At 73.1% G+C, this 22,592-nt stretch carries 22 protein-coding genes, 1 pseudogene and 1 riboswitch; of the genes and pseudogenes, 7 read left to right on the forward strand and 16 right to left on the reverse strand.

What is annotated here, in order from left to right; all coding sequences use genetic code 11:
- Positions 1-36 precede the first annotated feature (36 nt).
- Positions 37-417, forward strand: coding sequence for a hypothetical protein (locus B2P18_RS13380; protein WP_286961084.1), 381 nt, complete (start codon positions 37-39; stop codon positions 415-417).
- Between the two features lie 213 nt (positions 418-630).
- On the opposite strand, the gene B2P18_RS13385 is transcribed toward B2P18_RS13380, so the two are convergent.
- Complete coding sequence (locus tag B2P18_RS13385; RefSeq protein WP_286961087.1) at positions 631-2,367, reverse strand: metallophosphoesterase family protein; 1,737 nt, start codon at positions 2,365-2,367, stop codon at positions 631-633.
- A gap of 141 nt (positions 2,368-2,508) precedes the next feature.
- Here B2P18_RS13385 and lhgO point away from each other — a divergent pair, with 141 nt between their 5' ends.
- Together lhgO and B2P18_RS13395 are read left to right on the forward strand one after the other, a co-directional pair.
- Positions 2,509-3,723 carry an L-2-hydroxyglutarate oxidase gene (gene lhgO / locus B2P18_RS13390; protein WP_286961108.1) on the forward strand — a complete coding sequence of 405 codons (1,215 nt, stop codon included), beginning with the start codon at positions 2,509-2,511 and terminating at the stop codon, positions 3,721-3,723.
- 276 nt (positions 3,724-3,999) lie between these two features.
- A riboswitch (cobalamin riboswitch) is annotated at positions 4,000-4,224 on the forward strand.
- Positions 4,225-4,340: 116 nt separating this feature from the next.
- Entirely contained in the window at positions 4,341-4,781 is a 441-nt protein-coding gene (locus B2P18_RS13395; RefSeq protein ID WP_029212138.1) for a hypothetical protein, read from the forward strand.
- A gap of 283 nt (positions 4,782-5,064) precedes the next feature.
- Here B2P18_RS13395 and B2P18_RS13400 read toward each other — a convergent pair whose 3' ends face one another.
- The 6 genes from B2P18_RS13400 to B2P18_RS13425 all read right to left on the reverse strand — a co-directional run bounded on the left by B2P18_RS13400 (position 5,065) and on the right by B2P18_RS13425 (position 10,623).
- Entirely contained in the window at positions 5,065-6,270 is a 1,206-nt protein-coding gene (locus B2P18_RS13400) for a hypothetical protein (protein ID WP_286961116.1), read from the reverse strand.
- A gap of 90 nt (positions 6,271-6,360) precedes the next feature.
- Positions 6,361-6,969, reverse strand: a complete 609-nt coding sequence (locus B2P18_RS13405; protein ID WP_286961117.1) for a PadR family transcriptional regulator — start codon at positions 6,967-6,969, stop codon at positions 6,361-6,363.
- 30 nt (positions 6,970-6,999) lie between these two features.
- Positions 7,000-7,884 carry an FtsX-like permease family protein gene (locus B2P18_RS13410; protein ID WP_286961118.1) on the reverse strand — a complete coding sequence of 295 codons (885 nt, stop codon included), beginning with the start codon at positions 7,882-7,884 and terminating at the stop codon, positions 7,000-7,002.
- Positions 7,884-9,224, reverse strand: coding sequence for an FtsX-like permease family protein (locus B2P18_RS13415; protein WP_286961121.1), 1,341 nt, complete (start codon positions 9,222-9,224; stop codon positions 7,884-7,886). The genes B2P18_RS13410 and B2P18_RS13415 overlap by 1 nt, the downstream gene beginning before the upstream one ends.
- Positions 9,221-9,898, reverse strand: a complete 678-nt coding sequence (locus B2P18_RS13420) for a hypothetical protein (RefSeq protein WP_286961124.1) — start codon at positions 9,896-9,898, stop codon at positions 9,221-9,223. The genes B2P18_RS13415 and B2P18_RS13420 overlap by 4 nt, the downstream gene beginning before the upstream one ends.
- Before the next feature lie 5 nt (positions 9,899-9,903).
- On the reverse strand, positions 9,904-10,623 hold the full coding sequence (locus tag B2P18_RS13425; RefSeq protein WP_286961126.1) for an ABC transporter ATP-binding protein: 720 nt from the start codon (positions 10,621-10,623) through the stop codon (positions 9,904-9,906).
- A gap of 195 nt (positions 10,624-10,818) precedes the next feature.
- On the opposite strand from B2P18_RS13425, the gene B2P18_RS13430 reads away from it, so the two are divergent.
- Positions 10,819-11,673: an HAD-IIA family hydrolase gene (locus tag B2P18_RS13430; RefSeq protein WP_239261934.1), complete on the forward strand. Its 855-nt coding sequence runs from the start codon at positions 10,819-10,821 to the stop codon at positions 11,671-11,673.
- A gap of 565 nt (positions 11,674-12,238) precedes the next feature.
- Complete coding sequence (locus B2P18_RS13435; RefSeq protein ID WP_029212133.1) at positions 12,239-13,543, forward strand: M18 family aminopeptidase; 1,305 nt, start codon at positions 12,239-12,241, stop codon at positions 13,541-13,543.
- Between the two features lie 208 nt (positions 13,544-13,751).
- On the opposite strand, the gene B2P18_RS13440 is transcribed toward B2P18_RS13435, so the two are convergent.
- From B2P18_RS13440 to B2P18_RS13480, 9 genes and pseudogenes are all read right to left on the reverse strand, one after another.
- Positions 13,752-14,210, reverse strand: a complete 459-nt coding sequence (locus tag B2P18_RS13440; RefSeq protein WP_029211952.1) for an SRPBCC domain-containing protein — start codon at positions 14,208-14,210, stop codon at positions 13,752-13,754.
- Positions 14,207-14,554, reverse strand: coding sequence for an ArsR/SmtB family transcription factor (locus B2P18_RS13445; RefSeq protein ID WP_019286620.1), 348 nt, complete (start codon positions 14,552-14,554; stop codon positions 14,207-14,209). Before B2P18_RS13445 ends, B2P18_RS13440 begins: the two co-directional genes overlap by 4 nt.
- Before the next feature lie 232 nt (positions 14,555-14,786).
- A complete protein-coding gene (locus tag B2P18_RS13450; RefSeq protein WP_239261938.1) occupies positions 14,787-15,764 on the reverse strand; it encodes an NAD(P)H-quinone oxidoreductase in 978 nt (325 codons plus the stop codon).
- A 42-nt stretch (positions 15,765-15,806) separates the two neighbouring features.
- A complete protein-coding gene (locus tag B2P18_RS13455; RefSeq protein WP_019286618.1) occupies positions 15,807-15,986 on the reverse strand; it encodes a hypothetical protein in 180 nt (59 codons plus the stop codon).
- Positions 15,987-15,993: 7 nt separating this feature from the next.
- Positions 15,994-16,584, reverse strand: coding sequence for a molybdenum cofactor guanylyltransferase (gene mobA, locus B2P18_RS13460; RefSeq protein WP_239261940.1), 591 nt, complete (start codon positions 16,582-16,584; stop codon positions 15,994-15,996).
- Positions 16,581-17,354: an IclR family transcriptional regulator gene (locus B2P18_RS13465; RefSeq protein ID WP_029211956.1), complete on the reverse strand. Its 774-nt coding sequence runs from the start codon at positions 17,352-17,354 to the stop codon at positions 16,581-16,583. Before B2P18_RS13465 ends, mobA begins: the two co-directional genes overlap by 4 nt.
- Before the next feature lie 193 nt (positions 17,355-17,547).
- The gene (locus tag B2P18_RS13470; RefSeq protein WP_019286615.1) at positions 17,548-17,874 is read right to left on the reverse strand and encodes a hypothetical protein; all 327 of its coding nucleotides are present in this window, start codon (positions 17,872-17,874) and stop codon (positions 17,548-17,550) included.
- 28 nt (positions 17,875-17,902) lie between these two features.
- A pseudogene (gene panC / locus B2P18_RS13475) lies at positions 17,903-18,789 on the reverse strand (pantoate--beta-alanine ligase).
- Between the two features lie 47 nt (positions 18,790-18,836).
- On the reverse strand, positions 18,837-19,193 hold the full coding sequence (locus tag B2P18_RS13480) for a nuclear transport factor 2 family protein (RefSeq protein WP_286961134.1): 357 nt from the start codon (positions 19,191-19,193) through the stop codon (positions 18,837-18,839).
- Between the two features lie 163 nt (positions 19,194-19,356).
- Here B2P18_RS13480 and hutH point away from each other — a divergent pair, with 163 nt between their 5' ends.
- Together hutH and mptB are read left to right on the forward strand one after the other, a co-directional pair.
- The gene (gene hutH, locus B2P18_RS13485) at positions 19,357-20,919 is read left to right on the forward strand and encodes a histidine ammonia-lyase (RefSeq protein ID WP_029211960.1); all 1,563 of its coding nucleotides are present in this window, start codon (positions 19,357-19,359) and stop codon (positions 20,917-20,919) included.
- Positions 20,920-21,066: 147 nt separating this feature from the next.
- The gene (gene mptB / locus B2P18_RS13490; protein WP_286961136.1) at positions 21,067-22,554 is read left to right on the forward strand and encodes a polyprenol phosphomannose-dependent alpha 1,6 mannosyltransferase MptB; all 1,488 of its coding nucleotides are present in this window, start codon (positions 21,067-21,069) and stop codon (positions 22,552-22,554) included.
- Positions 22,555-22,592 lie beyond the last annotated feature (38 nt).

The following is a 22,592-nucleotide window of genomic DNA, read 5'->3' on the forward strand; positions in this document are numbered from 1 at the left end:
ACTTTTCGGCCGTCGTTGACAGCCTACGGTCTGCGCGTGACCCTGGGGGAGCTGAAGGATGCACGGGATCTCGACCTGCTCCTCGATGCCACGTCCCGCAGCCCCCTCGCCGAGGACGACTGCTATGCCCATGCCTCGGCCGCACCTGCCGACCTGGACTTCGACCTCGACCTCATCGGGCCGTGGCTGGCCGGGGCACGAGCTCACCGCGACTTCGGAGAACCCATCACACGACGGATCCTCGCGTCGTGCACGAGCGCGCTCGCTGGTCACGTTGCCGGCAGGCCGTATGCCGGGGTCGGGGCCGCCGACAGGCAGCTCCGCGAGGCGCAGCTGGAGGCCTTCGTCCTGGGCGTCGGCGCGGACCCGATCCCGGACCTGGAGCCGTGGCCACCCCGTCTCGAGGATCCCCGATAGCGACGAGAGCGCACACCTTGCACGCTCTCGAGCTCGACATCGTGCGAGGTGTGCGCTGGGAGCGCTGGGGACGCACGCTTGAGGGTTCGTCACCGTGCAGGGTGTGCGCTGGGAGCGCGGGGGACGCACGCTTGAGGGTTCGTCACCGTGCGTGGTGTGCGCTGGGAGCGCGGACCACGCACGCGGCCGGCCCTGGACGGACGGGCGTGGCGGCTAGGGGGTGGGCCTCGCCGAGGTGTCCGGGGTGGTCGCCCTGACGTCCTGCAGCGTGACGGGGGCGTCGGCCCGGCATACGCGCCCTGTCGACGGGAGGGGTGACTGGATCGCGCGACCGTTGATCGCGCGCACGTCGTCGTAGACGGGCCGCCCCTCGAGCAGGTCGCGGTAGCTGTAGCGCGTCAGCGTCTGCAGGCGGCAGTCGCCGCCGAAGCTGAGCACGTCGAAGGCATAGGGCTGACCGGCGAGCTCGGCGCCGTCGGCGCCCTGGATGTAGTGCGACACGACCCCTCCGCCGGTGAAGGTCCCGATCTGGATCCGGTTGCCCTGCAAGGCGGTCGAGTGCATGTGGCCGTGGAGCCGGATGCCGGCGTCACCCGACGCCTCGGCCGCAGCAGGCTCGTGGGTGACGAGGACGTCCAGGCCGCGCTCGGCGTCCGCGGCGGCGGCCGAGGATGCCGCAGCCGCCCCCGATGGCCCGCCCGACGAGGACGCCCCGCTGCTCCCCGGCACGGCGCTCGAGGTCAACGGCGCCGGCGTGCCACCGCTGGGCGAGGCCGTCGCCCCGCGCGTCGAGGACTCCTGGGCGGTGGTGGCGCGCCCGGCGCGCAGCTCACGCATCGCCTCGCCGAACGCCTCGGCCGCGGGCACCTGCGTGGCCGGTCCGCCACCGGTGTCGCCGAACCATCGCGGGTCGTTGAAGCCGCCGATCCGCAGCCCGCCGACGGTCGCGAGGGTGTAGGCGTGGCGGCGGGGCTCGAGCACGACGACGCCGGGCACCTGCGTCATCCGCTCGACCAGGGCGTCGTCCGTGGGGGAGGCCGCGTCGTGGTTGCCCCGCACGAAGAGATAGGGCACGCCGAGCGACCGGATGCCGGTGAACAGCCCGGCCGCCTCGGCCTCCTGCACGCGCCCGAAGTTGACGAGGTCGCCGGTGTCGACGACGGCGGTGATGCCCTCGGTCTCGACGATCTGCTTCATCAGGGGATAGGCGTTGGCGCCGTGGATGTCCGAGACGAGCAGGATCTTGACCGAGGCGGGGGTGGCCAGCTCCGCGGGGACGAACTTGTCCTGCAGGGCCGCCGAGAGCGCCAGCATGTTCTTGACATAGGGCTGGGCCTGCGCGGACCGCGCCTCGACGTCGGCGAGGATCGCGGTGTTGGAGCGCACGTAGCCGAGCAGGCCGTCCGCCCCCACGGACTCGAGCCGGTCGGGTCGGAAGGTCGACCAGGCGGCTCCCGCCGTGCCGGTGAGCGCGAGCAGGAGGGACAGGGCCGGTATGGCGACCGCCCGCCGCCACGGGCGCAACGGCTCGTCGCGCGAGCGCCAGTGGCGCGTGGCGAACGCCACGAGCACGCAGGTGAGGAGCACGCCGCCGGCGAACTTGCCACCCACCTGGGTGATGGTCGTGGCGACGGCGTCGTCGATCTCGGCGGGCGTCGGCTTGAGCGCCGACACCGACAGGTCGCGGGTGGCGAGGACGGAGGTGATGCGGTCCTGGACGCGGGCCACCGCGTTGACGCCGGGCGCCGGCAGCACCCCGTCGAAGCGCAGGTCGAGGTCGCCGAAGAGCGTTGGCGCGTGCAGCGTCGACAGCTTGTCGGGCTCCGCGGAGAGGCGGACCGTGGCGGCATACGACTGGGTGCTGACCTGGGTGGGCCAGACGCTGGTGACCGCGATCCCGACCAGGCCGGACGCGAGGGTGAGCGTCGCGAGACCCAGCAGGACGACCACGCTCCGCCAGGCTCCCGTCACCCAGCGTGGCCAGGAGCGCCGACTCGGGCGGGCAAAGCGGACACCACCGGACGACTCCCGGGACTCGTCTGACGTGGCAGGGGTCACGGGGCCAGACTAGAGGGGTCGAAAGGGGAATTCATGAAGACCGAGGCTGACGTCCTCGTCGTCGGTGGGGGCATCGTGGGGCTGGCGACGGCCCGTGCCCTGCAGCTGCGCAAGCCCGGTGCCCACGTGGTGGTCATCGACAAGGAAGCCAACATCGCGCGGCACCAGACCGGCAACAACTCCGGCGTGATCCACGCCGGCGTCTACTACAAGCCGGGGTCCTACAAGGCCCGGCTGTGCTTCGACGGGCGCGTGCGCCTGGTGGAGTACCTGCAGGACAAGGGGATCCCGCACCGGATCGACGGCAAGCTCGTCGTGGCGACCAACGCCGACGAGGTCGACAAGATGAAGGAGATCCAGCGGCGCTGCGAGGCCAACGACGTGCCGACCCAGTGGATGACCCGCGAGGAGTTCCGCGAGGTCGAGCCGCACGCCGAGGGCGTCGCCGCGCTGCAGGTCAAGGTCACCGGAGTCGTCGACTACAAGGCTGTCTGCCAGAGCTATGCGGACGACATCCGCGCCGCCGGCGGCGAGATCCGCACCGGCACCGCGCTCGTGTCGGGACGTCCGGGCCTCAACGACGTCACCGTGGAGACGACCCAGGGCACGATCGTCGCCAAGCAGGTCGTCACCTGCGGCGGCCTCAACGCCGACCTCGTCGCCCGCGCCATGGGCGCCCGCCCCGAGACCCGCATCGTCGGGTTCCGCGGCGAGTACTACGAGCTCACGCCCGAGAAGTCCTACCTGTGCAACGCGCTCATCTATCCCGTCCCGGACCCGCGCTTCCCGTTCCTCGGGGTGCACGCCACCAAGGGCATCGACGGGCACGTCCACCTCGGGCCCAACGCCGTCATCGCGCTGGCTCGAGAGGGCTACTCCTGGACCCAGATCAACCCCAAGGACATGGCCCAGCTCGCGGCCTTCCCGGGGATCTGGCGCCTCGCGCAGAAGTACTGGAAGTACTCCATCGGCGAGGTCCAGCGGTCCTTCTCCAAGGAGGCCTTCGTCAAGGCGACGCAGAAGATGATGCCTGAGGTGCAGGTCGAGGACGTCGTCCGCGCCGGCGCCGGCGTCCGCGCCCAGGCCATGCGCCCGGACGGGACGCTCGTCGAGGACTTCGACTTCCTGCACGAGCACCCGCGCGTGCTCCACGTGCTCAACGCGCCCTCGCCCGCGGCTACCGCGTCGCTCGCGATCGCGGAGGTCATCGCCGACAAGCTCGCGGAGGCGGAGCGGGTCGCGATCTGAGCCGTATGGCGTCACCTGTGGTCGCTACGCTGCCGCCGGGCCGGGCCTACCATCCGGCCTCGCAAGCTCGGCCTCCCGCCAGGCCCCCCACGGCCCGGTCCGGCGGCAGCCTCTGCGACATCCCGCGTCGTCCTCGCTCCTGGGCAGCAGGGACGGTCCGGCCCTCCACCTCTCCGCGCTGTCACGCATCGCCCTCGCCCGGCGGCAGCTTTCGCGACATCCCGCGTCGTCCTCGCTGTCACGCATCCCCTCCCCGCCGGGCAGCGGGCGGGGATCGGCTAGGTTGGGGGTGCTGGTCCTCCCGCCTCGGTGGGAGGGGCAAGAGGGAACCCGGTGAGAGTCCGGGACTGCCCCGCAGCGGTGAGTGGGAACGACATCGTCATACGCACTGGGTCCGACCACCTGGGAAGCGACGGTGAAGGAGCGCGCGACGCGAGTCGCGCTGAGCCGCAAGGCTCCACGCCCACGAGTCCGAAGACCTGCCAGTGCACCGCAGCAGCGGTGCGCCCGTGTCCATCGCCTCGAGGGAAGGCGGGGTCACCCCGCCTGGCAGGCCTGGACCCGTCGGTGGTGGCGTCCCCGGTGACCCTCGGGATCCTTTACCGGGAGGTCGATCCATGAACGCCCAGCCCCTGCCCACCACCCGACCTGGCCTGCGCCTCACGCTCTATCCAGACCACGAGGCCCTCCACATCACCGACGTCCTGCAGCAGCTTGAGCTGGTGGGCGCCCGCGTGCCCTTCGGCGCAGATGCCCACGGCGCCGCCGGCGGCGCCTCGCGCTGGATCGAGAGCTGCGCGGTCGAGGAAGGATTCCGGCTCGTCACGCTGAGCATGGATGGTCTGCTCGTCGGCTTCGTCGCCGGCGTCGTGACGCCGGGCCGCGTCGAGCTGCGCCACCTGACCATGGCGTCGTCGGTGCGGACGCGCCACCCCGAGCTGCTGGACCTGCTGGGAGAGGCGTTCGTGGACGCCAGCCAGATGCCGTGGGCCGAGGTCGTCGTCGCGCCCGGCTGCCCGGCGCTCGCCCATCTCGCCAGCGAGACGGTCACGGTCTAGCTGCACGGACCTGCTGACGGCGGTCGACCGCACGAGGGCGGCTGGATGCGCCCACACGCGGCACAAAGTGACCCGGCGGGGCACGGTGAACGATCAAGAGCCGCGCAGGCCGGCGTTCGCTGCCCCGCCCGGTCACTTTCGGTCGGATGAGCGGACAATCCCTTAGGCCGCTCGCGCTGCTCGACATCCCACCTCGGCGCCACCAGGATCGTGAGGGTCTGGTCCAAGAAAGGTGGACCAGACCCTCACGATCTTGGGGACTGGGAGCGGGGGAGGGGTGCGGTCAGCGGCGGGGCGCCACGACCTTGGCCTTGCTCGCCGCCGGCAGCACGGCCCGCTGGATCGTCGTGGTCGCGCCCGTGCGGGTGATGGCCCACGTGACTGTCGAGCGGGCCGCAAGGTCCACGACGGCGTCACCGGGGTTGCCGGCCACCGGCACGGGGGTGGACTGTCCGCTCACGACCGCGAAGCCGCCCTGGACGACCGGGCCCGAGCCGGTCCCGCTCACCCACGAGGTCGTGTCCTCGCCACCGATGACCTGGCGTCCGTCGGGCAGGGCGGTGGCGGCCGTCACGCCCCAGGCTGGTGCGGCGCAGGTGGTGCGGACCGCGTCCACCAGGTGCCGGCAGCTGCCCGTGATCGCCTGCCGCGTGTAGGTCGCGTCGGTGAAGAAGCGCTGCGTCCCCCAGGTCGTGATGTCACGGGCGGACCGGACCACCCAGTCGTTGATCCACCAGCCCTCGCCCGTCGGCCCGGCGAGGCTGGTCGTGCCGAGGAACCGTGAGGGCGTGACGGTCACGTCGAAGGCCTCGGTGGCGCGTGCCAGGCCGGCGCGGCCCAGGTTGCCCACGATCCGGCCCTGGGCGACCGCGACCAGGGGGACGGGTGCGGGCCCGGTGAGCTCGCGCTGGGGGGAGATGTAGGGCAGGACCGTCCAGCACCCGCCGACGAGGCGTGCGGCCGTGGCGGAAGCCCCACCGTCTGCGCTCCGCGTGCTGCCCCACAGGGCCACGGTGCCGCCCTCGGCGGCCAGGCTGCGCGGGTTCCACTGCCCGAGGCCCGCGGGCATCGCGGGCTGGGCGACCTTGACGTAGTGGTTGCCCTGGCTGCGCCACAAGGTCGGCGTCGCCCCGGTGGTGAGGATCCACTGCTGCTTGTCGGTCGCGTTCACGACCTGGGCGTCCGTCGCGGTGACGCCCGGGAGGGTCTGCGTGGTCCAGCGCCCGTTGCGCTGCTCCTCCACCACGACTGCGCCGGCGGCGCCGGGGGTGCTGCGGCGGATGCCGACGACGACCACGCCGTCCTTGGCCGTGGCCGCCAGGGTGGTGGCGGCGTAGGACGTGGTGCGGACCGGGGTGAATCCGGAGGCGGCAGGTGTCTTGGCCGCCGGGGCCGTCGGCCCGGTGGGTCGGGCGTGGGCGACTGCCGGGGCGGCGACGGTGGCGGCCGCCAGCGCGGAGGCGGCGATCAGACGGATGGTGCGGGACATGGCTCCCCCTGGCGAGACGTGGGTCGTGCAGACGTCGTTGCCTGCGCTTCCCAATACGCCATTCAGGGGTCGCGCCACCGCCCGAAATGACTATCTTCGGGCTGATTCGTGCGCATTCGCGCGCGGATCCCGGTGCGACGAGCGCCCAGGTGACGTCGAGGGTCCGTACGTCCCCCGCGCCGCCCGGGCCACCCGCGCCTCCACGTGGTCGAGCCAGCGGACCTCCGACTCGGCGCCGAAGATGAGGTTCTCGACGACGAGCAGCCAGGCCAGCTGGGTGCGGTCGGGATCGCCCGTGGTCGACGACTTGATGCGGGTGAGGTCGCGCAGCTGGCGCATGGTCGCCGTGCGCTGGGCCTGCACGATGCGGGTGACGTCGACGCCGGGCACGGTGACGGCCAGCGCGAGCTTGATGGCCAGCTCGTTGCGCGGCGTGGACTCCCGGTCGACGGGCTGCGTCCACCACCGGTCGACCTCGGTGCGGCCGGCGTCGGTGAGGCCGTAGGTCGTGCGCCCCTCGTCGTCGTCACCGAGCTCGACGACCAGGCCGTCGCGGTCGAGGCGGGCGAGGGTCTGATAGACCTGGCCCACGTTGAGCGGCCAGGTCCCGCCGGTGCGGGCCTCGAACTCGGAGCGCAGCTGCGCGCCATACATGGGCTGGTCGGCGAGGAGGGCGAGCAGCCCTTGGCGGATCGACATGAGGTCTCCAGTCTCTCCCGGGTCGGGGCGTCAGGTGGTGCGGCGGGTCAGGGTCGGGTTGCCGCGCACGGCGAGCGCGGCGAGCAGGGCGGCCAGGATCGGTATGCCGACCGCGGCCACCGCGAGGACGTCCCACGGGACGACGACGGTGGGGGCCTTGACGAGGGCGCCGCCGTCGTCGTACCCGCCGGTGGCGGCCCGGGCGAAGGCGATGCCGGGGACGGCTCCCACGGCGAGGCCGACGAGGGTCCCGACCACGGCCAGGGCGCCGGACTGCGCGGCGGCGATGGCTCGCCGCAGGCGCCCCGTCGACCCGATGGCGGCCAGCGTCGCGAGGTCGCGCTGCGCCTCACCCATCGACAGGGCGGTCGCGGTGAGGGTGGCCACGAGGATGAGCAGCGCGACGGTGCCGACCATGAGCCAGCGCAGCCGGGCATAGGTATCGACGAATCCCCGCTCCACGTGGACGACCTCGCCAGAGATCGCCTCGGTCATGGAGGGGTCGGCCACCGCCTTGGCGAAGGCGTCCCGCTGGGCGTCGGTGATGGTCGTCCCGTCGGCGGGCCGCACCAGGACGTGCTGCGGATGGGTCGTCGCGCCGATGCGGGCGATCCCGGACGGGCCGAGGACGGCCGTGTCGGCGTTGTTGCCGGCGTCGGCGAGCCTTGCCTGCTCGGGGGTCAGCAGCGCCACCGGGATCGTCCCCAGCGTGGTCACGGGCCCGGGGCTCTGGGTGCCGTCGGGCTTGGTCGTGAGGTCCGTCGACAGCCACGTGAGACGCCCGGCCCGCGCGATCTCGGGCTGAGACGTGAGCAGCCCACCCTGGTCGAGGACGCGTCGTTGCTCGGGCGTCGGCCGCAGCAGGTCGCGCAGCCCGACCTCGTCGAAGGACCGCAGGTTGGCCGAGGCGTACATCAGGCCCAGGCCGAGCGACGGGCACCGTGGCGGCTGGGCCTGGTCGGAGGAGATCTCGGCGAGCGTGCAGCCGGGGGTCGCCGCGGCGATCGCGCGGGTCGGGGCGTTCGGCCCGCTCGGAGAGCCCGGGGAGTCACGCGGCCGCTCGGGCGGCGCGACCGATCTGATCGTGTAGGCCCGGCTGCCGGGGATCGTCTGCGCGGCAGCGACGCCGGGGTCGACCTCGTCGCCGAAGACCTGCCCGTAGAGCCAGCCGGCCGGGGCGGAGGGCACGTAGTCGATCCGCTGGCGCTCGGTGATGGACGCGAACGCGATGGTCGTGGACCGAGCAGGATCGTGCCCGCCATGATGGCGGAGACGGTGGGGGTGGCGCGTCCCCGCTGCCGGGAGGCGTCGCGCGTCGCCATACGGACCGGGACCGGGAAGGCTCCGCCCAGGCGACCGACGAGCACCAGGATCGCGGGCACCGTCAGGAGGGCGCCGACCACCAGCACGACGGCCGAGGCGACCACGGCGCCGGCCACGACCCCGGGCTGCTGGAGGAGGGTCGTGCGGCTGAGGGCGATCGTGACGAAGACGCCGGCCCCGCCCAGCGCCGCGAGCGCGAGACCGACGACCGGCACCCAGTGGCGGGCCCGCTTGGGCGCCACCTCGCCGCGCAGGGCCGAGACCACGTCGATGCGTCCCAGGCCTCGCGCCGGGAGCAGCGCGGCGACCACCGCGGCGAGGATCGCGCACCCCACGACGATGGCGAGCTGCCACCACGGGACGTCGAAGGGGCCGACGATCGTCAGGGGGTTCCAGCTCAGGTAGGCGCGCAGCCCGGCCCAGCCGAGCCCGATCCCGACCACGGTCGCGACGAGCGTGGACACGACGCCGAGGACGAGGGCCTGGGCGAGGACGGTGCGGCGCAGCTGGGCGCGGGTGGCGCCGTTGGCGGCGGCGAGGGCCAGGGTGCGCCGCTGCCGCTGGGCGATCACGGCGAACGCGGGACCGGCGAGCAGCGTCGACTCGATCAGCAGCCCCGCCGCGAGCAGGGCGATGGCGAGCAGGGTGTCCTGCTGCCCGCCCGAGTGGTTCTCGACGTTGCCGGCCGCCCCGCCCTGCAGCACGGAGCGGCTGACCACGCCGATGCCGTGGCGGCCGAGCAGGGCGACGTCGTCCCACGTGATCGGGGTGGAGCGGTCGATCAGGGCGATCGGCCGGCCGGCCGCCAGGGGGCCGGGCAGGCGCACGAGGTCCGGCAGGCCCAGGTTGGGTGCGCCCGGTGCGTCGGCCACGCCGACGACGGCGAGTCGGGCGGGGGTGACGGTCTCGTCGCCGCGGTCGTCATAGGTCACGACCCGGCCCTCGAGGGTCCCGCTGGTGGCAGCCCGCGGGCCACGGCCGTCTGCGTGACGACGACCTCGTCGCGGTTCTGCGGCCAGCGTCCGGAGACCAGGTCGGCCTTGCCGCGGACGAGAGGGTCGCGGGCGTCGACGAGCACGGTCCCGAGGAGCACCCGGCGCCCGTCCAGGGTGACGCGGAGCTGCTCGTCGCCCATCGGCAGGAGGCGCGCGCCGAGGAGCTTGGCGATGCCGGCGTGGACCTGCGCGACGGGCGCCGTGGTGACGGGACCGGAGACGCCCGGCAGCGGCAGGGGCTTCGGCGGGGTGCAGGGTCCGTTGCCGGTGCAGGTCACGAACTGCTCGCCGAGCGGGCTCGGTGGGAACTGCCCGTCCTGGACCGCGACCACCGCGCCCGCTGCGGAGCCCATCTGCGCGGGGATGGCCTCGGCGCCGTGGACGTCCTTGGTGGCGTAGCCCGTCAGCGCCGCGACCATCAGGGCGACCGGCAGGGCGATCATCACGAGCACGAGGGCGCTGCGACCGCCGTGCGCGCGGGTGTCCCGGCGGGCCAGGCGCAGCGCGACGCGCCAACCGGCCCACCACTCGCCGAGGCGGCTGCGGCGGGTCGCGCCGGGTGGCTGCGGCGTGCGTGCGGCGGTGCGGGGAGGGTCGGCCAGGGTCGTCATCCGGCTCACGCGCCCGACGTCTCGAGCAGGGACTCGGGCGTGGCCGCCGGCCCGGTCGTGTCGACGACCACCCCGTAGCGCAGGAAGACGACCCGGTCGGCCCAGGCCGCGTGCCGGGCCTCGTGGGTGACGAGCAGGCCGGCCGCGCCCTGGTCGCAGCGGCGCCGCAGGACCTGCAGGATCGCCTCGCCGGTGACCGAGTCCAGGGCGCCCGTGGGCTCGTCGGCGAGGACCAGGCGGCGCTCGCCGACCAGCGCGCGGCAGATGGCCACCCGCTGCTGCTGGCCGCCGGACCTCTGGTCGGGGAAGCGGTCGGCGAGGTCGCGGATGCCGACCTCCTCCAGCGCCGCGTGCGCCTGCCGGCGAGCGGCGCGGGGACGGGCGCCGTCGAGCTCGAGCGGCAGCGCGACGTTCTCGGCGGCGGTGAGCGACGAGATGAGGTTGAAGTCCTGGAAGACGAAGCCGACGCTGCGGCGACGCAGCCGGGCCAGGGCGTCGGGCCGCAGGGCGGTGACCTCCTGCCCCTCGATGACCACGCGCCCGGTCGTCGGGCGGTCCAGGGCGCCGGCGAGGTTGAGCAGGGTCGACTTGCCGGACCCCGAGGGGCCCATGACGGCCACCAGCTCACCGGGCTCGATCGTCAGCGTCACCCCCTGCAGGGCGTGGACGGCGGTGTCGCCGGTGCCGTGGGTGCGGTGGACGTCGTCGAGCTCGAGGACCGGCATCGCGTCTCCTGTCGAGGTGGGGCCGGCCGGTCATCCCCCTGGTGACCGGCCGACCGCAGACGACATACTCGGTATGTCCCCTGGCTAGGACAGGTATACCGAGTATGTCCGCCGCCCGTCAACCCCCTGGGAGCCCTTGCTTGACGAGGCTCCTGCGGGGGCGACGGGTCGCGGGCGGGTCGCCATACTGGCCGTATGACGACCCACGCCCACATCGAGTCCTGGCTCACCGACATGGACGGGGTGCTCGTCCACGAGGAGCAGGCCATCCCCGGCGCCGCCGAGTTCCTCGCCGCGCTGCAGGAGCGCGGGCTGCGCTTCCAGGTGCTGACCAACAACTCGATCTACACCCCGCGCGACCTGCGGGCGCGGTTGCTCGCCAGCGGCATCGACGTCCCCGAGGACTGCATCTGGACCTCCGCCCTCGCCACCGCCAGCTTCCTCGCCGAGCAACGGCCGGGCGGCTCGGCCTACGTGATCGGCGAGGCCGGCCTGACGACCGCGCTCTACGAGGCGGGCTACACGATGACCCAGCGCGACCCCGACTACGTGGTGCTGGGGGAGACGCGGACCTACTCCTTCGAGGCCATCACGCGGGCCATCCGGCTGCTCGAGGGCGGCGCGAGGTTCATCGCGACCAACCCCGACGTCAGCGGCCCGTCGGTCGAGGGCACCCTGCCCGCCACCGGCTCGGTGGCCGCGCTGATCACCGCCGCCACCGGGCGCACGCCGTACTACGTCGGCAAGCCCAACCCGCTGATGATGCGCACCGCCCTCAACCGGATCGAGGCGCACTCCGAGCACACCGTCATGATCGGCGACCGCATGGACACCGACGTGGTGTCCGGGCTCGAGGCGGGGCTGCGCACGATCCTCGTCATGACCGGGTCGACGCGCCCGCACCAGGTCGAGCTGTTCCCCTACCGCCCCACGCGGGTCGTCGACTCGATCGCCGACGTCGTCCCGCTGGTCGCGGAGCGCGCGCCCGACGTCGGACGTGACGACGGTTCGGCCTCGGCGATCAGCCGGGTCGAGGGCGGCACGGGCTGACCCTGAGCCGCGGCTCGTTCTGCCATCCAGCGGGCGGCGTCGCGCTGCGTACGCGTCACCGCGATGTACTTCGTCATGGTGCCTCCTCCATCGCCAGGGTAGTCCGTGCACCGACGGGCGTCACGGGGCTCCAGGGCCATCCGTCCGGGGGCCCGAGCCCTCTGGAGACGGGCGAAGCACGACGACCACCCCTTCGCCCCGCTCCTCGGCATCCTCGACCTTCGACGTGGTCTCGCGAAGGACCGCCGAGCCCTGCGGTCATCGTCGGAAACTGCCAGCTCCGCCGCCCACTTGAGGTGGCGCATCGACTCCTCTCGGCGGGAGCGTCGCTCAAGCTCGACGGCACCTTTGCGGGACACGGCGTTGGCCAGCAGCGCCGCTACGAAGGTCAAGAGGGGTGTACCCACAGACAGCAGGACCACGAGCCACGTCGGGACCACGGCGGTGGGACTCATGTTCCTGATCCTAGGGAAGCGCGCGACGTGCGGTGAGAGGGCTGTGGGCAACTTTCGGAGCGCGCGCGCCCGACGTCGGTCGCGACGGGGGCTGACGGCATACTGGCGGCATGAGCCACTCGTTCGACCCCGAGGTCGAGGCCCGCGGTCTGTGCCAGTTCGTCGACTCGTCCCCGTCCCCCTTCCACGCGGTGCAGTCGGCCGGCGCCCTGCTCGACGCCGCCGGGTTCGTGGAGCTCGCCGAGGGTGACGCCTGGCCGCAGCAGGCCGGGCGCTTCTACACCATCCGCGCCGGGTCCCTGGCCGCCTGGTCCACCGAGCACGCCGACGGGGCGGCCACGCCGTTCCGGGTGGTGGGCGCGCACACGGACTCGCCCAACCTGCGCATCCGCCCCAACCCCGACCTGCACCGGCACGGCTGGGACCAGCTGGTCTGCGAGGTCTACGGCGGGCCGCTGCTCAACTCCTGGCTCGACCGTGACCTGGGCCTGTCCGGCCGGGTGTCCGTGCGCGGACGGGCGGGCGTCGAGACGCACCTGGTGCTCGTCGACACCCCCACCCTGCGCGTGCCGCAGCTCGCCGTGCACCTCGACCGCGGCGTCAACGACGGGCTCACCCTCAACCCGCAGACCCACCTCGTCCCCGTGTGGGGGTATGGCGGAACCGCCCCCTCCATGCGCGAGTTCCTGTCCCGCGAGGTCGGCTGCGACGTGGACGACGTCCTCGCCTGGGACCTGATGACCCACGACCTCACCCCCTCGACCCTGCTCGGCCACGACAGCTCGCTGCTCGCGGCCCCGCGCCTGGACAACCTCGGCACGAGCTACTGCGGCACGCGGGCGTTCGTCGACGCGGTGGACGGCGACGGGCCGTCGACGCCGTTCGTGCAGGTCCTGGTCCTGTTCGACCACGAGGAGATCGGGTCGATGACCGACCGCGGCGGCTTCTCCTCGATGCTGCCGCAGATCATGGAGCGCATCACCCGGTCGCTCGGGGGCGACCGTGACGACTACCAGCGGGCGCTCGCCTCGACGGTCGTCGCGTCGGGCGACATGGCCCACGCCACGCACCCCAACTATCCCGAGAAGCACGAGCCCAACCACCAGGTCGCCCTCAACGGCGGACCGGTGCTCAAGGTCAACGTCAAGGGCCGCTACGCCACGGACGCCGTCTCGGCCGGCTGGTTCCGGCTGGCGTGCGACCAGGCGGGGGTGCCGATGCAGGAGTTCGGGGCGCGGGGGGACATGCCGTGCGGCTCGACCATCGGCCCGATGACCTCGGCCCAGCTCGGCGTCTCCACCATCGACTTCGGGGCGCCGATGCTGTCGATGCACTCGGCGCGCGAGCTGATGGGTGCCGAGGACCCGGCGATGTATGCCGGAGCCCTCGCGGCCTTCCTCTCCCCCCAGCTCTAGACCTACCGCGGGTAAAGGCATCGACCGGCCTTCGTTCGCCAGGCTGATGCCTCGGCCCCCGGTAAAGGCATCGACCGGCCTTCGTTCGCCAGGCTGATGCATCTGCCCCCGGCGGGTCTGGTCCGTGGCCGCCCAGACCGCAGCTCCGCCGCCTCGCGCCGTTGGGCGTGGAGGCGGCGGAGCGGCATACGGGCTGTATGCCGGACGGTCAGGCGGCCTCGTCCAGCCGGGCGAAGCTCACGTCCATGCCGTCCGCCATGCCCGAGGCGTAGGCGCCGTCCCGTGCCTCCTTGGACGGGTAGCGGATGGTGCCCGTGAGCACCGTCCGGCCGTCCTGCTCCGTGAGCTCGACGACGTTGTGGGTCGGCGGCCAGTCGGTGCCGCCCATCTGCTCGGTGGTGACGAGCCGGCGCGGCGCGTCGACCTCGAGCACGTCGCCGTAGATCTCCAGCCGCCCGTCCGGATCGAGCCAGACCCAGCGGAAGCTGCCGCCCTCGCGGATGTCCATGTCGCACACCTCGAAGGTCGTGTCCTCGCTGGGGCCCAGCATCCAGGTGCGGACGACCTGGGGGTCGGTGCAGGCCTGCCACACGCGCTCGGCGGGTGCGGCGAAGGTCCGCGTGTAGCTGATGGTGGTGTCGTCGGGAAGGGTGAACTCGGTCTTCATCTCTGCTCTCCTCGTGGATCGCGCGGGGACTCGACGAGTGCTGCGAGCCGGTCGAGTCGCGCGTCCACGACCTGCTCGAACTGCGACACGAAGATGGCGGCACGCACCAGGGGGTCGATCGCCAGGACGCTGTAGATGCGCGTCCCGTCCCGCTCGCGGCGGATGAGCCCGGCGCCCTCGAGCACCTTGAGGTGCTTGGAGACGGTCGGCTGGCTCAGCGTGAACCCCTCGGCGAGGTCGCCGGCGGAGCGTGGCCCCGAGCGCAGGCGCTCGAGCATGGCCCGGCGCGTCCGGTCCGACAGCGCGCTGAAGATCCGGTCGAGCTGGTCGTCGTCGGGAGCCATGGGTGTCCTCGTTCGCAGTATTTCCATGTGGCTATTTAGCCATGTGGCTATCTTTAGGCGCAGGAGGGCATTGTGTCAAGGGGGCTAGGGAGCTGAGCTGTGCGGGTTGCCGGCGGACCAGCCGGTATGACGTCCCGCCCGTCGCGTGGCAGCCCGATCAGCCCGGCTCAGGCAGGGCCAGCGCTGCGAGCGCGGGTTGTGCACGCTGGGCCTCGCCAGGCCCACGCGCGCATCAGATCGTGAGGAGGACCTTGCCGATGTGGGTGCCCTTGTCGAGCTCCTCGTGCGCGCGCGCCACCTCGCGGGCCGGGAAGCGACCGTGGATCACGGGCACGACCTCGCCGGCCTCGACCAACGGCCACACGTGCTCGCGGACCTCGGCCACGATGGCGGCCTTCTCGGCGCGGGGCCGGGCGCGCAGGGAGGTCGCGACGACGGTGCCGCGCTTGCGCAGCAGGGTCGCGATGTCGAGCTCGCCCTTGACGCCGCCCTGCATGCCGATGATGACGAGGCGACCGCCGGTGGCCAGGGCGGCGACGTTGCGGGGGAGGTACTTCGCGCCCATGTTGTCGAGGATCACGTCGGCGCCGCGCCCGTCGGTGGCTGCTCGCAGCTCCTCGACGAAGTCCTGCTCCTTGTAGTCGATCAGGATCGAGGCGCCGAGCTCGCGGCAGCGCTCGAGCTTGGCGGCCGAGCCGGCGGTGACGGCGACGCGGACGCCGAGGCGTCGCGCGATCTGGATGGCCGTCGTGCCGATGCCGCTGGACCCGCCGTGCACGAGCAGGGTGTCGCCGCGCTGCAGCCCGGCGGTCATGACGAGGTTGGACCAGACGGTGCAGGTCACCTCGGGGAGGGCGGCTGCGTCGACGAGGCTGATGCCGGCGGGCACGGGGAGCAGCTGGCCCGCGGGGACGGCGACGTGCTCGGCATACCCGCCTCCGGCGAGGAGGGCGCAGACCTCGTCGCCCTCGCTCCACCCCTCGACCCGGCTGCCGACCTGCACGACGATGCCGCTGACCTCGAGCCCGGGGATCTCGGACTCGCCGGGCGGCGGCGCATAGTTGCCCTGGCGCTGCAGCAGGTCGGCGCGGTTGACGCCGGCGGCGACGACGCGCACCAGCACCTCGTCGGCGTTGATCCCCGGGGTGGGGATCTCGGAGACGGTCAGGACCTCGGGGCCGCCGAACGACGGCAGGGTGATGGCCTTCATGCCTCCACCGTATGACGCAGCCCGGCCGCCGCAGAAGTCCGCTCAGAACTCGTGGTTGAGCGTGAACGACAGCGCGGCCAGGGTCATCACGAGCACGGCGAGGGGGATCAGCACGATCGACCAGGCGGGGTGGCGGCGCCGCACGGGCCCGGTGAAGGCGAAGACGAACAGCACCCACGACAGCACGAACAGCCCCAGGGCGACGAGCTCCCCGGTGCCCACGGCGCCGTCAGCCGAGGTGGATGACGCGGGCCTCGAAGAGGTCCACCGGGGTGTCGACGTCGAGCAGCGCGCGCGGGGAGGGGGCCGGGATGCCCTCCATGCGGAGGCTGGCGGCGGTGCGGTGCACGGAGACGTCGCGGGTGCCGGGTGGGAAGGCCTGGTGCAGCGGGCCGGTGAGGTAGGCCGCGAGCAGCGGCTGCAGCGAGCCGGAGTCGTCCACGAGGGCCACGGCCTGGACACCGGACGGGGAGTCGGCGAGCGCCTCCACGACGTGGGGCGCGGCGTCGCCGGCAAAGGGCTGGTCGCCGGCGAGGACGACCGTGACGGGGGTGCTGGACAGGGCCGCGCCGGTGGCGATGCCGGCGGCGGGGCCACCGAGCGGCGGGTCCTCGCGGGTCCAGGTGACGGGGCGCGAGGTGGGGCGCTCGGTGCCGACGCAGATGATCGCCCAGTCGTCGGGCAGGTCGCGCAGGATCCGGCCGAGGACGGTCGTCTCGCCGAGCTGCTCGGACGTCTTGTCCCTGCCGCCCATGCGGACGTTGGTGCCGCCGCAGAGGATGACGGCGGTCACGGCGCTGGTCGTGTCGGGGCCGGTCATGGATGCTCCTTGTGATGTCCGCCGAGGCGGCGGGTGAGCTCCTGCGCAGCTCGTCGTGCGGCGCCCGCGAGGGGCTGGACGGACGCCTCCACCTGTCGGGGATAGGTGATCGCGACGGATGCTACCGGGTGCCCGCCGTGGTCCACCACCGCCGCCGCGACGCCTGCGAGACCCTCGGTGACGGTGCCGTCCTCGAGCGCGAAGCCGCGCGCCCGGACGGAGGACAGCTCGGAGCGCAGGGCCGTGAGCGACTGCGGCCCGGTGCCCAACCGGGTCACGAACGCGGACCGGTCGGGGAACAGCGCGCGCACCTGCGGGGAGGGCAGCGCGGCCAGCATCGCCAGACCGCTGGCGGTGAGCTGCGACGGCAGCCGCACGCCGACGTCGGTGACCAGCAGGGGGCGCCCGGGCGCCCGCTCCTCGAGGACGTAGAGCACGTCGCGACCGTGCAGCACCGCCAGGTGGGCGCTGTGCGTGGTCTCGTCGACGAGACGGGTGAGGACAGGTCGGGACAGCCGCGCGAGCCCGGCCTGCCGGGAGTAGGCGCTGCCCAGCTCGAACACCCCGACCCCGAGCCCGTAGCGACGCTCCTCGGGGAGGTGCGTCACCAGACCCTCGTCGGCCAGGAGGGATAACAGCTTGTATGCCGTCGAGCGCGGCAGCCCGAGGTCGCGCGCCACGGCGGCGGCGGGCACGGGCTCGGGGTGACGCGAGAGGTGGCGCAGGATCGCGACCGCCTGGCTCACGGCGGGGGAGGCGCTGCGGGTCATGGCCCCATCCTGACGGGTGTCACCGGTGGGGTGGCGCGGACTGTCCACAGCCTCAGTCGGGTCGCGTCAGCCCTGGGGCTCGGCGGCTCACGTCGGTCGCAGATCTTCGGGTTCCATCCCGAAGATCTGCTTCTGTGCCGAAGACCTGCGATGGGGGACCCCCGCCCCGCCCACGCAACCAGGGCGGCCCGCGTCAGTGATCGGGATCATCCAGGCACCAGGTGTGCTCGTCCTGGATGGCGAGCTCGGGCGGCAGCTCTCGCCGCAGTCGCGTCACGGCGCCCTGCATGCCGTCGGAGTACTGCTGCCTGGTGCTCGCTGAGTCCCACTCGTCCAGATAGTGGAAGTGCGTCTGGAACACGTCGCCCCATCGGCGCAGCTCGTCGGTCAGCTCGGGCGACAGCTCGTAGTCGGAGGGTTGCATCTGGTACTCGTCGGTCCCGCTCTCCCACAGCGGCCACGGGGCGCCGTACTCGTGGAAGACGCGCACCTTTCGCTGTGGTTCACGGGCCAGAGGCATTCCTCGAGGCTATCGTCACGCGGCCGGGTCAGCGGTGGGACGAGACGTCGAGCCCGGCTGGTCGGGGTGCCGGGGCGACGGGGGCCAGGACGAGGTTGTCGATGAGGCGGGTGCGGCCGAGGCGGGCGGCCAGCGACACCAGTGCGCCGCGCGCGGGGTCGACCAGGTCGAGCTCGGTCAGCGTGTCGGGGTCGGCGACGCTGACGTACTCCACCGGCACCGCGGGCTCGATGGCCAGGACCACGTGGGCGGCACCGAGCAGCTCCGAGGCCTGGCGGCGGCCGGCGGCATACGTCTCCTCGACCGCGACGAGGGCTCGATGCAGGACGGGGGCGGCGGCGCGCTCCCCGGGCGAGAGATAGGTGTTGCGCGAGCTCATCGCCAGGCCGTCGGGCTCCCGGCGGATGGGCTCGACGCAGACCTCCAGCCCGAGCGCCAGGTCCTCGACGAGACGTCGGATGACGACGGTCTGCTGGGCGTCCTTCTGGCCGACGTAGGCCCGCGTGGGCCGCACCGCGCCGAACAGGATCGTGCACACGGTGGCCACCCCTTCGAAATGCCCTGGGCGGCGGGCACCTTCGAGGACCTCGGTGACGCTGCCGACGCTCACGTGCGTGGACGAGCCTGCGGGATAGACGTCCTCGACGCGGGGCGTCCAGACCAGGTCGACCCCCTCGGCCTCGAGCATGGCGAGGTCGCGGTCCAGGTCGCGCGGATAGCTCTCGAGGTCCTCGCCGGGCCCGAACTGCGTGGGGCTGACGAAGATCGACACGACCACGGCGTCGTTGGCGGAGCGCGCTGCACGCACCAGGGACAGTGGCCGTCGTGCAGGTAGCCCATGGTCGGGACGAAGCCGATGGTCCCGAGATCGGCTCTGGCGCAAGACAGCTCGTCGCGGGTGGTGACGACGCGCATCGGATCTCCTTGTCCGCAGGGACGTCTCGTATGCCGTCCGACCGCTGTCAGGCGAGCGGGGCGTAGAAGTACGTGGTGCGGTAGGCGATTCGCTCGCCGTCGAGCCGGAAGAAGTCGGCGAACCGCAGCTCCAGCGCGCGACCGTCGCGAGTCGTGCCGGCGAAACGGCCCTGCACCGCCACCTCGTCGCCGTCGACGACCGTGTGCGTCAGCGTGTGCGCGCCGGACGCGATGATCCGCTCCCCGGAGTAGAACGCGGTCAGCCCCGAGTGCCCGCGCATCGGCTCGTAGCCCGGCCGCTCGTACGTCGCGTCCGGCGTGAACAGGGCGACGAGCCCGTCGACGTCGTTGGCGTCCACGAGCTCGTAGTAGCGGGTGACCGGGGCGGGGGCGGTGGTCGTCATGGCGGGGGACCTTTCGTCATACGGCGGGGTCTGTCTGCTCCGACCGTATGCCGAACCTCCCGTCGCGACGAGCGTGACCTCAGGCCGGCTCGACGCCATGTCTCGGATCCGGGACAGAAGGCGGGGTCAAGGGGGTGCTGCGCCGCGCGCCGGGGCTCGCACAATGAGCGGCATGACTGCTGAGCGCACACCCGTCCAGGTCGGCCGCGGGCCGCTGTCCTTCGACGACGTCGTCGCCGTGGCGCGGCACGACGCACCGGTCGTCCTGACCCAGGACTCGATCGACGAGATCGCCCGCAGCCGCACGGTCATCGAGGGGCTGGCGAGCGACACCGTCCCGCACTACGGGGTGTCGACCGGCTTCGGGGCGCTCGCGACGCGACACATCCCCACCGAGCTGCGCGCCCAGCTGCAGCGCTCCCTCGTGCGCTCGCACGCGGCGGGATCGGGTCCGGAGGTCGAGCGCGAGGTCGTGCGCGCGCTGATGCTCCTGCGCCTGTCCACGCTCGCGACCGGCCGCACGGGCGTGAAGGTCTCGACCGCCCAGGCCTATGTCGACCTGCTCGACGCGGGCATCACGCCGGTGGTCCACGAGTACGGATCCCTCGGGTGCTCCGGCGATCTCGCGCCCCTGGCGCACTGCGCGCTCGCGCTGATGGGGGAGGGCCCGGTGCGGCTGCCGTCGGGCGAGACCGCCGACGCGGGTGACGCGTTGCGCGATGCCGGGCTCACCCCGATCTCGTTGGAGGAGAAGGAAGGTCTGGCCCTCATCAACGGGACGGACGGCATGCTCGGCATGCTCGTCCTCGCCATCACCGACCTGCGCGCCCTGCTCAAGGTCGCCGACATCAGCGCCGCCATGAGCGTCGAGGGCCTGCTCGGCACGGACAACGTCTTTGCCGCCGACCTGCACGAGCTGAGGCCGCACCCGGGACAGGGGGACTCGGCCTACAACCTGCGAACCGTCCTGGCGGACAGCCCGATCCGAGAGAGCCACCGCACCGAGGCGTGCACGCGCGTGCAGGACGCCTACTCGCTGCGGTGCGCGCCGCAGGTCGCGGGCGGGGCGCGGGACACCGTCGACCACGCGACGCTCGTGGCGACCCGCGAGCTGGCGGCGGCCGTCGACAACCCCGTCGTCACCCTGGACGGTCGGGTCGAGTCCAACGGCAACTTCCACGGGGCACCGGTGGCCTACGTGCTCGACTTCCTCGCGATCGTGGCCGCCGACGTGGCCTCGATGAGCGAGCGGCGCACCGACCGGTTCCTCGACAAGGCGCGCTCGCACGGGCTCAACCCCTTCCTCGCCGACGACCCCGGCGTCGACAGCGGCCACATGATCGCGCAGTACACCCAGGCCGCGATCGTCTCGGAGATGAAGCGCCTGGCCGCGCCCGCCTCGGTCGACTCCATCCCGTCCAGCGCCATGCAGGAGGACCACGTGTCGATGGGGTGGTCCGCGGCCCGCAAGCTGCGCCGCTCGGTCGACGCCCTCACCCGGGTGCTCGCGATCGAGGTGCTGACCGCCGCACGGGGCATCGAGCTGCGCGCGCCGCTCGAGCCGTCGCCGGCGACCGGTGCGGTGGTCCGAGCCCTGCGCGAGGCCGGGTGGCAGGGGCCGGGGATCGACCGCTTCCTCGCTCCCGACATCGAGACCGCCCGCACGCTGGTGGCCGACGGCACGGTGGTGCGCGTGGTCGAGGAGGTCACCGGCCCGCTGCGCTGACCCCGGGTGGCTCGCCGATTGGTCAGCCGTCGGTCAGGGGTGTCGGGATCTGACCGTTGGGCGGGGTGGGGAGTCGCCGTCAGGGGTTCGCCGGGACGTCATACGGAGTTCGGCCCGGGACCGGGCGCCCTGCCTAGCGTCGCAAGGGTGATCACCCGAGGCGTCGTCGGCGCGCTCCTGGTCCTCGTCGGAGGCTTCGTCATCACGCCGCTCCCGGCGTCGGTCGGCGCGACGCTCGCCGCGCCTCTGGCCGGGTGGGGCGAGACGATGCCGGGTCACGGCCTCGGGCTCTCGATGGCCGTCCTCGGGCTGGCGCTCCTGTCGTGGGCGTGGATCTCGCTGCTGCACACCTGCGCTCGTGGCCACCGCGGCACCGGCGCCCTGGACCTTGTGCGCAGCGCCACCTGGTCCTGGACGCTCCCGCTGCTGGCGGCACCGCCGCTGTTCAGCCGGGACGGGTTCAGCTATGTCGCTCAGGGCGAGCTGACGAGGCGGCTGCTGTCGCCATACGGCTATGCCCCGGTGACCCTCGCCGGGCCCTGGAGCGAGCGCGTGGACCCGCGGTGGATGGACACGCTCACGCCCTACGGCCCCGTGCCGCTCGTGTGGGGCGCGATGGCCACGACGCTGACGCGGGACCCCTGGGTGGCCATCGTCCTCGAACGCTGCGCCGCCCTGCTCGGGCTGGCCCTGCTGCTGTGGGCCCTGCCCCAGCTCGCCCGCTGGTGCCGTCGCGACGCGGCCACGGTGACGGCGCTCGTGACAGCCAGCCCGCTGGTGGTCGCGCACGGCGTCGGCGGGCTGCACAACGACCTGCTGCTGGCCGGTCTCGGCGCGGCGGCCCTCGTGGTGGCGGGACGCGGCAGCTGGGGGTGGGCCGCGGTGCTCGGCGGGCTCGCCGCCGGCGTCAAGGTGCCCGGCGGCCTGATCTGCGTCGGCGTCGTGCTGGTGAGCCTGGGCGTGGGGGCGACGGTGCGCCAGCGGGTCGGCCGGGCTGCCGCGGTCGGAGGGCTGGGCGTCGTCACGCTGCTGGTCTGCGGGCTGCCCTATCGCCTCGGCGTGGGCTGGGTCGGCGCGCTCGCCGTGCCCGGCGAGGTGCTCACGCCGTTCTCGCTGTCGACGACGGCCGGCCGCGCGGTCGGCTGGGTCGTCAACCACGCCGGGCACCCCGAGCTCTGGGCCCTGGCCCTCACCACGGCACGCACCCTCGGTATGGCGCTGGCCGTGCTCGTCGGCGTGGTCTGCGCGTTGCGGGCCCGCACCGGCGATCGCCCCGCCGCCCTGAGGTCGGTCGCCGTCACGATGCTGGCCGTGCTGCTGCTCGGGCCCGTGGCTCACGCCTGGTACGCCCTGCGGGTGGTGCCGTTCGTCGCAGCCCTGCCGCTCGGGGCGCGGCAGCTGCGGGTGCTGCTGGCCGTCAGCGTGGTCGGTGGGATCAGCGCGCCGCTCGACTCCTCGCTCGAGGGGCGTCCCGTGGCGATCGTGCTCACGGCGGCGATGGTGCTGGCCGTGGCGGTGCCGCTGCTCCTGGGGACACGCAGGGTCCCCGCGTCGTCCGAGCCTGTCCGCGCCCCCGAGTCCGACCACCCCACCGGGTCCGACCCCGCCCCGGTCCTCGCCGGCGCCCGTCGTTGAGAGGCGACAGATGGGGGTTATGAGGCCTTCACAACCCC

Origin of the sequence: Arsenicicoccus sp. UBA2120 (assembly GCF_002330965.1) — a bacterium.
Lineage (GTDB): Bacteria > Actinomycetota > Actinomycetes > Actinomycetales > Dermatophilaceae > Arsenicicoccus > Arsenicicoccus bolidensis.